The organism is Gordonia abscondita (assembly GCF_032711245.1).
Classification (GTDB): domain Bacteria; phylum Actinomycetota; class Actinomycetes; order Mycobacteriales; family Mycobacteriaceae; genus Gordonia.
On the sequence record NZ_CP128986.1, the window covers coordinates 2,545,862 to 2,557,786 of the forward strand.

General features: G+C 66.4%; 13 protein-coding genes. 8 read left to right on the plus strand and 5 right to left on the minus strand.

Annotation, left to right across the window (positions count from 1 at the left end):
- Positions 1-34: 34 nt before the first annotated feature.
- Positions 35-1,072, minus strand: a complete 1,038-nt coding sequence (locus tag MP11Mi_RS11970; RefSeq protein ID WP_420039142.1) for an alcohol dehydrogenase catalytic domain-containing protein — start codon at positions 1,070-1,072, stop codon at positions 35-37.
- A gap of 300 nt (positions 1,073-1,372) precedes the next feature.
- Here MP11Mi_RS11970 and MP11Mi_RS11975 point away from each other — a divergent pair, with 300 nt between their 5' ends.
- Positions 1,373-1,693, plus strand: a complete 321-nt coding sequence (locus MP11Mi_RS11975; RefSeq protein ID WP_420039143.1) for a putative quinol monooxygenase — start codon at positions 1,373-1,375, stop codon at positions 1,691-1,693.
- A 75-nt stretch (positions 1,694-1,768) separates the two neighbouring features.
- Here MP11Mi_RS11975 and MP11Mi_RS11980 read toward each other — a convergent pair whose 3' ends face one another.
- Positions 1,769-2,341, minus strand: a complete 573-nt coding sequence (locus MP11Mi_RS11980; protein WP_420039144.1) for a YdeI/OmpD-associated family protein — start codon at positions 2,339-2,341, stop codon at positions 1,769-1,771.
- 39 nt (positions 2,342-2,380) lie between these two features.
- Positions 2,381-3,343 carry a helix-turn-helix transcriptional regulator gene (locus MP11Mi_RS11985; protein ID WP_420039145.1) on the minus strand — a complete coding sequence of 321 codons (963 nt, stop codon included), beginning with the start codon at positions 3,341-3,343 and terminating at the stop codon, positions 2,381-2,383.
- A 105-nt stretch (positions 3,344-3,448) separates the two neighbouring features.
- Between MP11Mi_RS11985 and MP11Mi_RS11990 the strand changes: the two genes are divergently transcribed.
- Positions 3,449-3,895, plus strand: coding sequence for a VOC family protein (locus MP11Mi_RS11990; RefSeq protein WP_420039146.1), 447 nt, complete (start codon positions 3,449-3,451; stop codon positions 3,893-3,895).
- A gap of 67 nt (positions 3,896-3,962) precedes the next feature.
- On the opposite strand, the gene MP11Mi_RS11995 is transcribed toward MP11Mi_RS11990, so the two are convergent.
- Positions 3,963-4,718 (minus strand): helix-turn-helix transcriptional regulator, encoded by a 756-nt coding sequence (locus MP11Mi_RS11995; RefSeq protein WP_420039147.1) that lies wholly within the window; start codon positions 4,716-4,718, stop codon positions 3,963-3,965.
- An 83-nt stretch (positions 4,719-4,801) separates the two neighbouring features.
- Between MP11Mi_RS11995 and MP11Mi_RS12000 the strand changes: the two genes are divergently transcribed.
- The gene (locus tag MP11Mi_RS12000) at positions 4,802-5,596 is read left to right on the plus strand and encodes a sulfite exporter TauE/SafE family protein (protein ID WP_420039148.1); all 795 of its coding nucleotides are present in this window, start codon (positions 4,802-4,804) and stop codon (positions 5,594-5,596) included.
- A 52-nt stretch (positions 5,597-5,648) separates the two neighbouring features.
- Here MP11Mi_RS12000 and MP11Mi_RS12005 read toward each other — a convergent pair whose 3' ends face one another.
- Positions 5,649-6,644 (minus strand): LacI family DNA-binding transcriptional regulator, encoded by a 996-nt coding sequence (locus MP11Mi_RS12005; protein ID WP_420039149.1) that lies wholly within the window; start codon positions 6,642-6,644, stop codon positions 5,649-5,651.
- A gap of 239 nt (positions 6,645-6,883) precedes the next feature.
- Here MP11Mi_RS12005 and MP11Mi_RS12010 point away from each other — a divergent pair, with 239 nt between their 5' ends.
- From MP11Mi_RS12010 to MP11Mi_RS12030, 5 genes are all read left to right on the plus strand, one after another.
- Positions 6,884-8,236: a purine-cytosine permease family protein gene (locus MP11Mi_RS12010; RefSeq protein WP_420039150.1), complete on the plus strand. Its 1,353-nt coding sequence runs from the start codon at positions 6,884-6,886 to the stop codon at positions 8,234-8,236.
- Positions 8,237-8,311: 75 nt separating this feature from the next.
- Entirely contained in the window at positions 8,312-9,343 is a 1,032-nt protein-coding gene (locus MP11Mi_RS12015) for a formamidase (protein ID WP_420039151.1), read from the plus strand.
- 41 nt (positions 9,344-9,384) lie between these two features.
- Positions 9,385-10,047, plus strand: a complete 663-nt coding sequence (locus MP11Mi_RS12020; RefSeq protein WP_420039152.1) for a flavin reductase family protein — start codon at positions 9,385-9,387, stop codon at positions 10,045-10,047.
- Positions 10,048-10,070: 23 nt separating this feature from the next.
- Positions 10,071-10,865, plus strand: coding sequence for a carbon-nitrogen hydrolase family protein (locus MP11Mi_RS12025; RefSeq protein ID WP_420039153.1), 795 nt, complete (start codon positions 10,071-10,073; stop codon positions 10,863-10,865).
- A 26-nt stretch (positions 10,866-10,891) separates the two neighbouring features.
- A complete protein-coding gene (locus MP11Mi_RS12030) occupies positions 10,892-11,920 on the plus strand; it encodes a hypothetical protein (RefSeq protein ID WP_420039154.1) in 1,029 nt (342 codons plus the stop codon).
- The last annotated feature ends 5 nt before the right edge of the window (positions 11,921-11,925 follow it).

Genomic DNA, 11,925 nt, shown 5'->3' on the forward strand with positions numbered 1-11,925 from the left:
TCCGCCACGCTGTCGCCCAGCCGTCGACGCACGCTCACGGGACGAGGACCGCGCGTCCTTGGATTCGTCCATTCCGGAGATCCTCGAAGGCCTGCACCGCGTCGTCGAGTGCGTAGCGTGAGATCGCGACGCTGATCTTGCCCGCCCGGGCGAGGGCGACGGCCTGCCGCATATCGGCACGTGTGCCGCCGTAGGCCCGTTCGATGTTCACGCCCCAGGGCAGTCCGCCGCTGGCTGCGGTGTACTGGAACGAGCCGCCGCCCAGGCCGACGAAGCGGATCGCGCCGCCGCCACGCACGACGGAGACGGCCAGGTCGACCGTCGGCTGAACCCCGACGAAGTCGAATACGACGTCCGCACCGACGCCCCGGGTCTCGTCGAGGATGCGTGCCGCGGCGTCGCCGTCGCTCTTGAGTGCGAGGTCGGCCCCGTGCTCGCGGGCGTAGGCGAGCTTCTGCTCGTCGGTGTCTAGGGCGATGATTCGGGCACCGGTGGTCGCCGCGAGGATCTGCAGCGCCATGTGGCCGAGGCCGCCGAGCCCGATGGTGACGATCGTCGCGTCGGCGTCGAGCCGGTCTCGTACGGTGTTGATCGCGTGCATGGGGGTGAGTGCGGCGTCGGCCAACGGCGCCGCATCGACCGGGTCGAGGTCGCCGATGGGGTCGAGGTGGTGGGCCTTGACCGGGATGTAGTCGGCCATCCCGCCAGGGGTGCCGATACCGGGGGAGAGCGGGGCGAGGGCATCGCGGGGGTAGGCGACCTCGCACTGGTTGTCGCGGCCGGCCAGACACTCGCGGCACGTCCCGCACGAGTAGATCAGCGCGACCAGCGCGGCGTCGCCGACCTGCCAGCCCGTCACGTCGTCGCCGACCTTCTCGACGGTACCGGCGACTTCGTGACCGAGCGTGCTGCCGATGAGCGGGTTGTCGTCGCCGAGGCCGATGATGGTGATGTCAGAATGGCACAACCCTGCGCCGCCGACCTTCAGAAGCACCTGATCCGAACCGATCTCAGGCACCGGCTTCTCCTGGATCTCCACCGTGTCGGCCTTCACATAGGTCACTGCGCGCATCGAAGCTCCTTGTTTTCCAGCCGCGTACGACGGCTTCCGAGATGTGGGCGTAGGCGGCAGGCGCCCGGTCGCCAGGATATCTCCGAGGTCCGCTGACTGCAGAGTATTCGATGCGCCTCACCAATTTTCCAGACAGTGGCACGGAAGGGCTTGCCCGGTGAATGGCACGATTGACGTGGCCGCGAAGTTCGCAGCCAACCAACAACCTGCGAACCAAGTGCCGCGTGGCATCCGGGCAGGTCACGCGCAGTATTCTGGCCCGGTGAATACACTGCGAGTTTCGGATCGGGAGGGCGGAAGATGGCAGACGGCAACCGCGGCCGAGTCGCTGCGGCGGGGTCGACGCACGTCGTACTGACTGGGCGATTGACCTGTAGAGACGATAGGGAAGTCGCGGTCGTCGAGCAGCATTTGCGCGGTCACGTCGCGTTGACGATTGCCGAGGTCGGCTGCGTTTCGTTCGCGGTCACGCCGACCGCGGAGGACGGTGTCTGGGAGGTCGCCGAGGAGTTCGTCGACGCAGCCGCATTCGAGGCTCACCAGCAGCGTGTTGCGACTAGTGAGTGGGGACGTGCCACCGCTGGCATTCGGCGCGACTACACGATTCGAGGTGTGGTTTGATCGGCGCGTCGAGATGAGGGTCGTCTCGCGAATCTCATACAACCGACGGCTTCTGCCGCGTGCGTGAAATCGCGTCTATCGCTCTATCAGCCGCTCGATGACCCGCTGGATTCGCTTGTCCAGAGCGTCGTCGTTCGGCGCGGTCAGAAGCGGATGCAGAACGCTGTATTGCTCGGCCCGAGACAACGCGCTAAAGGCCGACCGCGCTTCGGGGGCAGCGTCGAAGGCGGCGGTGAGCGCGGCGGGCGGCTTCGCGCTCGACTGGCCCGGGTAGGCGCGGTGCCACCGTCCGTCGGCCTTCGCCCGATCGATCTCCGCGACGCTTCGCCGGCGCAGACGCTGTTCGGTCGCCAGGCGTTCGACGATCGCGACGTTCCGCTGCGACCACGCCGAACGGGCGCGGCGCGGCGTGAACCGCTGAATGAATGTCCGCTCGTCGAGTCCGCGTCGCTGACCATCGATCCAGCCACTGCACAGGGCTTCCTCCAGAGCACTCTGATAGGTGATCGACGTCGGAGACGTCACGCCCTTCTTCGCGAGCATCAGCCACACCCCGTCGGAGCTGTTCTCATTGCCGTCGAGCCATTTGCGCCAATGCTCGACGTCCGCTAGGACAAGCGGGTTCGCAGGGTTCGTCTGCTCATTCACGTGGTCAGCTTGCCAGAAGAAGAGGACTGTCTATGACCGCTACCGATCCCGGCTTCCATCCGGCTGTCGGGAGCGGTGGAGGCGTTGTTCGAGATCTGCGGCGGCGACGCTCAGCTCGTCAGGGCCGACGACACGGAAATCTGCGTCGAAGCGAAGTACAGCCGAGAGCAATCCTGCCCAGGACCAGGACCCGAACTTCACCCGAGTCGTGTGTTCGGTGAGAGCCTCCACCTCGCCGTCATGCACCCACCGCGCCACCTCTTGCGCGGGGACGTCAAGTTCGAACTCGCCGATGCAGGGCCACCGGTCCTGGTCGCTCGCCCCCTTCGCGCGCGCCGCTAGGAACGTGCTCGCATCACCGGTCGGAATCGGCCGTGGTTCGAAGCGCGGGCCAGACGGTGTGCGCGGGGTGACCCGGTCGAGACGGAAAATCCGCCAGTCGTCGCGGTCGAGGTCCCACGCCACCAGATACCAGCGCCCATTCCGCGCCACCAGGCCGTGCGGCTGCACCCGGCGGATCTCCGTGTCGGAGCTGCCGTAGACCATGCGGAGGGTCATCCGTTGCGTGACTGCGGCCCCGACCGCGACCAGTACCTCGGGCGCCACTCTTGCCGGAGGGGCGCTGCTGGCGAACTGCACTCCGTCCAGCCGGTGACGCAGACGCGATGGCATCAGCTGCCGGACAGTCGCCAGCGCGCGTTGCGAGGCCTCATCTGTCTCCACCCCGATCGCGGGGGCGCCGCGCAGCGCGATCGCGATGGCGACCGCCTGTTCGTCGTCGAACCGCAGCGGCGGCAGTTCGGCGCCTGCTTCGAGAAGGTAACCGCCGTCGGGTCCTTTGACGGCGCGGATGCGGTATCCCAGGTCCCGCAGGCGGTCCACGTCGCGCCGCACAGTGCGGGCGGTGACCTCCAACCGATCGGCCAGTACCGTGCCCGGCCAGACCCTCGGGACCTGCAGCAGCGACAGCAAGGCCAGCATTCGCGAAGGGGTTCCCGTCATGCCTCGATTATCTCCCGGTAGAGGACTCAACCTGTCCTCTACCTCCGCCAGGATGATGCCCGACGGAGAAACCGTCCTCGACACGCCACACGGCTAGGAGCATCCATGTCCCTTTCGACGACCACACACCTCAACTTTCCCGGCACCGCCCGCGAAGCGCTCACCTACTACCAGAGCGTCTTCGGCGGAGACGTCCAGATCACCACTTACGGCGAGCTCGGCATGCCGCCGGAGGCCCCCGACGCAGGCAAGGTCGTCTTCGCTCGGCTGGAGTCCGACAACGGCTTCCGTGTCATGGCCTACGACATCCCTGGGCGCGATGAGCCGTTCACCGGCACCGCTGGCCGCCAGAACGGCATGACGACCACGGACCAGCCGTTCTTCCTGTCTGTGCGCGCCGAGTCTCTCGATGAGGCCACCGAGTACTGGGACCGCCTTTCCGATGGTGCGACGATCGTCGAACCTCTCGCGGCATCCGCGTGGAGCGCCGGGTTCGGGATGCTCACCGACCGATTCGGTGTCACCTGGAGCATCGACGTAGCGACGAGCTGAACCAGCCTCGCCGCAAGGGTAGGTGCTGTGCGGCCTCGGGCAAGCGCGGAGTGCGCGCATGACAAGTTCAGCGGAAGCGTGACGGAGGTGCGCCGAAGGCGCGCGTGAACGCGGCGGTGAACGCCGCGGGGGAGGCGTACCCGAGCCGGGCGGAGACGTCGGTGACGGTCGACGTCGGCAACAGCCGGAGGCTGGCCAGAAGCCGGGCTCGGGTACGCCACGCCGCGGAGCTGGTGCAGGTCTGGGAACGGAATCGACGGTCGAAGGTACGTGCGCTCATGTGCGCCGCCCGAGCCCAGGTCTCGTTCGTCACGGCTAGGTCCGGGTTCGCGAGGTATGCCCGGCACAGCGACCGGAAAGGCTCGTCGAGCGGCAGCGAGATGGACAGTGCCATCGGAGTGAGGCGCCGCAACTCGTGCAGCACCAGGTTCACGACTGCGCCGTCGCGCCCCGCGACGTCGTAGTCGGGCGGGAAGCCGTTCGCTGTGCGAAGCAGTTCGCGCAGCAGAGGATCGACTTCGGCGACCACGCAGCGCGTCGGCCACCAGGGCACGGCGTCCGGTTCGATGTACAGGCTCCACGTGGTGACACGGTCCATCAGCACTTCGTGTGCCACGTCCGGCGGGATGAGGACGGCGCGATCGGACGGCACGGTCCACGATCCGTCGTCGGTCTCGACCCGCATCACGCCGTTCGCGCCGTACAGCAGCTGCGCCCGGCGATGCGCGTGACGGGCCAGGACATGAGCCGGTGGGTAGTCGGTCCCGATTGGGAGCACGTCGACTGGCATGCGGTCGATATCGGCCAGGCGAATATTGTGCACGGCATCATCGTAGTGGCGATAACTCGAAATAATATGATCAGTGATCGATTGCTCGCCTTGTTGCTGCGCGGTCGAATGAAGACGTGTTACTCCTGGTTCTGTTCCTCGTGGGCTTGGCGGTCGGAGTCACGACTGTCCTCTTCGGCTTCGGCGGTGGCTTCGTCACGGTCCCCATCATTCTGCTCGTTGACGCCGCAACGGGTCCTGATGCGCTGCGGATCGCGACCGCGACGTCGGCGCTCGTCATGGTCGTGAACGCGGCAGTCGCGACATCGGCGACGCCGCGGCGTGTTCTCGTGCACCTTCGCGGGCGGTGTCGGCTGTTCGTTCTGCTCGCCGTCGGCGGCGCGGCCGGAGCGGCCGGTGCGCTATTCGTGCCGGCCGTCGTCCCGCGATGGGGTTTCGTGGCCTACATCGGTGTCACCATCGTCGACCTACTGCTCCGTCCTGGGTTCTTTCGTAAACCCGGCATGGTCGGTCGGTCAGGTCGGGCGAGCCGCCCTATCCCGGACGGTTGGGGTATTCCGATCGGCGGGATCGCGTCCTTCCTGGGGGTCGGAGGGAGTGTGATGACCGTGCCGATGATGCGGCGCTCCGGCATGCAGATGGGGGTGGCGACGTCGCTGGCGAACCCGCTGACGGTCGCGATCGCGGTGCCGGCGACGGTCGTCGCGGTCGTGTTCGGTGGCGACGTCGCGTCCGCGTCGGGGCTGGTGGGAACGGTCGACGTCGCCTCGGCATCCGCGTTGCTGGCCGGGGCGATCCCGGTGATCGTGGTGCTTCGGCGACGACCACCGAGAATCCCGCAGGCCGTGCACAGTGTGGCCTACGTGGGGCTCCTCGTCGTGGCCGCGGTCGCCGTCGCTGTCGCCGGGTGAAGCTCGCCGCAAGTGTCGACTCCGGAAGGCGTCACCGTCTGTTCGGGCATGGTCAGGGAGTCGCTCGGGGCGTCCCGCTGGTCTCTCGGGTGATGAGTTCGGGTTGCAACACGATCGACGAGACCGGCAGTCCGTTGCGGGCGGCCAACAGGGTTTCGCATGCCTGGCGCCCCATCGTCGAATACGGGCTGCGGATCGTCGTGAGGGGTTGCGCGAGGTTGGACGCTGCGGGGATGTCGTTGTAGCCGACGACGCTCACATCGCGGCGAGGTATCAGTCCCACCTCGCGGAGTGCGCCGATTGCGCCGATCGCCGCGTCGTCATTCGCGACGAACAGTGCGGTGATCCCTGGATCCTGTTCCAGCAGTGCGCGAGTTCCGGCGTGCCCGTCCATCACATCGAAACCTCGGTGGATCACGTGGTCGTCGTCGAGCGGGATGCGGCGCTCGGCCAGGGCCGCGCGGAAGCCTGCGAGCCGGTCGAGTCCGGTCGAGCTCCAGGCCGGTCCGGTGATCACGCCGATCCTGGTGTGCCCGAGGTCGGCCAGGTGTGCCCCGGCGAGACGGCCCCCACGATTGTCGTCGCAGGTCACGGATAGGAGCCCGGGATAGCGCCGGTTGACCAGCACGATCGGGATTCCTCGCCGAGTGAGGGCGGGCAGCGACTCGTCGTCGAGCCGCGCGTCGCCGATCACCAGCCCGTCCACGCTGCGGCCGATGAGGAGTTCGCGGCGTCGCGCCTGCACCTCGGGGTCATCATGGGTGTTCGCAACGAAGCTCTCGTATCCGGCCTCGTTGGCGGTGGCCTCGATCGCGTCATAGACCCGCGATAGCACGATGTCGGTGAGCTGCGGGACGAGCACACCGAACGCCGACGACCGGTTGGTGGTCAGGCTCGCCGCGTTCGGATTGGGTACGTAGCCGAGGTCTTCGGCTAGCTGTCGGATGCGCAGGTCCGATTCGGAAGGCGCTGTGGCCGGTCGTCGAAGTACCCGGGACACTGTCGAAGCGTGCACCCCGGCCGCTTCGGCCACATCTTTCAAGGTCACTCGTTGCCGGTACACGTTCGCTCTGCTCTCTCCCCAGCGGATCGGTCCCCACCATCCTTGCCTATTGCGCAATCGATTGCCGACGGCACGCGGATGTATGGCGAGGCGATTGTCCTCGATGCCGCGACAGCGGGGAGTGACGCTGCTATCGTTGCGTGCAATCGATTGCACAATCGGTTGCAACCTTGGTCTGAGTGTGTGCACGCACCCGTCGGCCACCAGCGTCTGGAGAATGAAGCATGGCGAATGCAAGCACGACGCCCGCCGAGGATCCGACGGACTCCGACTTCGCGCACCGGCCGGTCCCCGAGTCGGCCCGCAGTTCGTGGCTGTCGGTGACCGGCGTGACTGTCGGCGTAATGGGCGCGATGGTCTTCCTGCAGGTCCCCGGCGATCTTGGGCTGCATGGAGGTGTCGCCAATACCGTGATCGCCCTCGTCTACGCGGTCGTCGTCGCTGGTGTGCTCGCGACGATCCTTGCGGTGGTCGCGGCAGGTCACGGCATCAACTCAAACCTGATCAGCCGAGGATCGGGCTTCGGCGTCGCCGGTTCACGGATCACCGGACTGTTCTACGCCGCGAACTTCATCGCACTGGCCGCCACCGAAGGCAGCATCATGGCCGGCGGTCTCCACGAGTGGATCCCTGCCGTCCCGCTCAAGGTGTGGATGGTGGTCCTCACCGTGATCAACATCTTCCTCAACTGGTACGGCATGGCATTGCTGGAGCGATTCCAGAAGTACTCCCTACCGGTGTACATCGCGCTATTGGTCCTGGCGATCGTCTGGGCGGCCAATACGTCTGGCTCCGGTCACGGCGCGCCGTCCGGACTCTCCGGGCAATCGATCGTGACCGCCATCGGCGTGCTCAACGGCATCGTCGCATTGCAGGCGCTGCTGACCGCGGACTACGCCCGCTTCATCAAGAAGCCGACCCTGGCGAAGTGCGCGGCTGTCGGGTTCGCCCCGCAGGTCGGCTCCTTTCTGATCGTCGGTTGTATCGGTATCTGGTTTGCGACACGGTTCGACGAGCCGAGTCCGGGCGTCTACCTGGTGATGGTGATGGGCGGATGGGGCGCGCTGTACACCGTGGTCAGCCAGATCCGTATCAATCTCATCAACATCTACAGCGGCTCGCTGTCGCTGCAGGCGACCGCTGCGTCGACCGGAAAGTATGCGCGCGGCATCTGGGTATCGATCACCGCCGTCATCGCACTCGCTGCGATGCTCGGCAATGTTCTCGGGCATCTCGGCGACGTCTTGACCTTCCTCGGCGCGTTCATGTTCGCGTGGGTGTCGATCCTGTTCGCCGACATTCTGTTCGCCCGTACCTGGCGGCTCGGGGCGGCCGCAGACGACTGGAGCGCCAGCACCGAGCGGTTCGACGTCGGCACCGGAATCGCACTGGTCGCCGGTGCCACGGTGGGTGGCGTCCTCGCGATCGGTGTGGACAACTGGCTGCTCAACGCCATCTCGGCGTTCGTCGCAGGCGGCGTGGCGTTCGTGCTGCACACCGTCAGCGCCTGGCTGCAGAGAGGACGGCTCGACGCCGGCACCACCCCTGCGCATGACCCAGTGAACGTCAACCAGTGACCGTCAACCAGTGATCAGGATGGGCCCGACGTGCAGACATCCGCGTCGTGCGGCGGGCAGTGAAGGGAGCAGACGATGACCGGCATGGGTGGACTCAACCCGACACCCGGGGCGCTGACCGTCGCCCTGGTCCAGCAGCAGGTGCCGAGTGTGGCCGAGCCCGGCGATATCGAGCGCGTCGCCGACGAGGTCGCCGAGATGTTGGTCGCACTCAAGACCGCGACTCCGGCAATCGATCTCGTCGTCTTTCCGGAATACGGTCTGCAGGGGCTTCGAAAGTCGGCGTGGGTGCGTGATGACATGATGCTCACGCTCAACAGCGCGCCGCTCGATACGCTGCGTGCCGCTTGTCGCCGTGCGAACGTGTGGGGCTGCTTCTCGCTGATGGAAGCGAACCCCGACGGTGCACCGTTCAATTCCGGAGTGATCGTCGACGGCACCGGCGACATCGCGCTCTACCAGCGCAAGCTGCATCCGTGGGTGCCGAAGGAGCCGTGGGAGCCGGGGGACCAGGGCGTACAGGTGTGCGACGGTCCGGCGGGATCCCGCCTGGCGTTGATCATCTGTCATGACGGGATGTTCCCCGAGGTCGCCCGCGAAGCGAGCTACCTGGGCGCCAATGTATTGCTCCGGACCGCCGGGTATCGACTTCCGTTCGCCAACGCGTGGCGGATCACCAACGAAGCTAACGCATTCTGCAACCTCGCGTACACGGCATCGGTCGCGCTCGCCGGCCACGACGGCAATCATGTCGCGTCGATGGGGCAGGCCATGATCTGTGACCACGAGGGGACCATCCTCGTGCGGGGCGACGCGACGGCCGACCGGGTCGTGATCGGTGAGATCGAGCCCGCCCGCGCCGACAACGCCCGCCGCGCCTGGGGGCCGGAGAACAACATCTATCAGCTCGGGCACCGTGGATTCACCGCGTTGGCCGACGGTCGCAACGATTGCCCCTATACCTATGTCGCCGATCTCGCCGCTGGGCGCTACCGGGTGCCGTGGGAGGCCGAGGTGGTCATCACCGATGGCACCGCCGACGGATACGGGCCTCCACGCCGGCCCGGTGATCCGACCGACACCGCACGCGGGGCTTACCCCCGATAGTCGCCGTGCCCGAACTCCGGGTACTGAACGAAAGGCCAGATATGAATGCGCACAAGGCATCCGAGAATTTTGCGGACGCGAGCGCACGCTACGTCGACGTCGCTGAACTAAGTGACGACGAGATCTACAAACTGCTCTCCGGTGCGGTGCAGCCTCGCCCGATCGCATGGATCTCAACGGTGAGCGAACGTGGTGTCCGCAACCTGGCGCCGTTCAGCTTCTTCACTGTCGCCTCCCGCAAGCCGCCCACCGTGGCGATCTCGATCAGTGAGCGGATCGGCTTCCCCGGCGAGACGAAAGACACCCTCGCCAACATCCTCAACCGCGGCGAGTTCGTCGTCAATATTCCGTCGGTCGACAACGCGGCCGCGGTGGCGGCATCGTCGGCGACGGTGACCGAGGACGTCGATGAGTTCGCGCTCGCCCAGGTGAACGCCGAGCCAGCGCAGCAGATCGATGTGCCGGCCGTCGCCGACTCGCTGGTTTCGCTGGAATGTCGACTGCGGGAATCGATCCCACTCGGTCTGGACACCCTGGTCCTGGGGACCGTGGTGGCGGCAACCGTCCGTTCCGGCTCGATCGACGACGACATGCACACCGACCCGGCTTCGGGTCGGTGGCTCGCGCGGATCGCTGGACCATACTTTTCCCGCGTCACGCCAGGAGTCAACCAGGCCGACATCGGTCCCGGCAGTCTCCAATGAGTTCACACAGTGGACCGGACCCATTGATCCACACCACTGTCATCCAGGTACCCGCGCCGGTAGCGCCCGCCGGTGACCGGACCCGCATGGTCGACGACCTGGTGGCCGACACTGATGTGCCGAACGGCGGAATCATCGTGATCCCGGAGTTCGCGCTCACCGGGTACGACCTCGCGTACGACCAGCACGAGCTGGCAGCCGAGGCGAACGACACGATCGCCTACCTCAAAGACCTCGCGGTCCGGACCGGCAACGCCGTCGTCACTGCACTGCCGCGGGACACCGGAGTCGCGATCGAGGACGCGTCGGTGGTGGTCGGTTCCGACGGCTCGGTCGCGTTCGGCGGCAAGCACTTCCTGTGGGGTGAGGAGGCACGCTACTTCTGTCCGTCGGCGTCGCCGGGGCTGCTGGTGCCGACTCCGTCGGCGGTGGTCGGCGTAGTGATCTGCTACGAAGCCGGGTTCCCGGAGACGGTGCGTCGACTCGCCCTCGACGGCGCGGAGGTGATCGCGATACCGGCGGCGTTCGGCCACGCGCGGCGACATATCTGGGATGTGCTCACGGTGTCGCGTGCCGTCGAGAACGGGTGCATCGTGGCGGCCGCCGGACTCTGCGGCACCAATGACGCCGGTGCGCGGTTCGCCGCGCGCAGCACTGTCGTCGACCCACGCGGCGAACGTCTGACTGTCCTCGATGACGGCCCGGGCGCGGTCGCGGTGTCGATCGAGCGGGACACCATCCGCGCGTCCCGCGCCGAAGTCCCCTACTTGGCTGATATTCGCCGCATGCAGGAGCGGATCTCCGCCACCCGACCGTAGAAGAATCGACAAGTGAAGGAAGTGTCATGTTTGATCTGAGTTCCGCCGACATCGTCGACGCATTCACCGAAGAGCTGCAACTGTGCAACGTCCAGAAGGGCGAGCACGTCGTCGTTCTCACCGAACCGGCCAGCCGCGGCGACTACGTGTCGGCGGCGTTCGCCGCAGCGAAGTCGTTGGGTGCCCACGTACTGGTCCTGACTGCTCCCGGGGGCACGCCCGCTCCGGTGCCCAATACGCACACCGGCGCCGGACCCGGACTGCAGTCGGTGCTCGATGACTCGGTGGCACAGAGCACTCTGGCGGCAGCGGATCTGGTCGTCGACCTGACGACGGAGGGGTTCATCCACGCACCGATTCAGGAGGAGATCCTCGCAGCGGGTACGCGGATCATCTTCGTCTGCGATGCGCCGGAAGTGCTGATTCGCAATATGCCCAGCCGGGCGGACAAGGTCCGCGTCCAGGCCGGTGTCGACCTGATCAGGAAGAGTTCACGGATGCACGTTCGGTCGGCGGCCGGCACCGACCTGGAGGTGGATCTGCGGAACTGCCATCCCGGATTTCAGACCGGATTCGCCGACGACAAGGGGCGCTGGGATCACTGGCCGTCGACGATGGTGATGTGTTGGCCGGAGATCTCGAACGGCACGATCGTCATCGACGAGGGCGACATTCTGCTGCCGTTCAAGGAGTACGCACGTTCGGCGGCGACCCTTGAAATCCGCGATGGCATGATCGTCGACATTCGCGGAGGCGCCGACGCGAAAATGATCGAGACGTTCCTGGCCGATTCGGGGGACAAGTGGGGAAGGTATTTGTCCCACATGGGCTGGGGTCTGATGAAGACCGCCGATTGGTTCGCGACCGCCATGTACGGCAAGCACGAGATCATGGGGATGGACGCCCGGGCGTTTGCCGGAAACTTCCTGTGGTCGACCGGCCCCCACCCGTTCCTGGGACGTGACTCGTACGCGCATCTCGACATCTCGTTGCGGTCGTGCACAATCACGGTCGACGGGCAGGAGGTCGTCACGGCAGGCGATCTGGTGGAGTAAGCGCA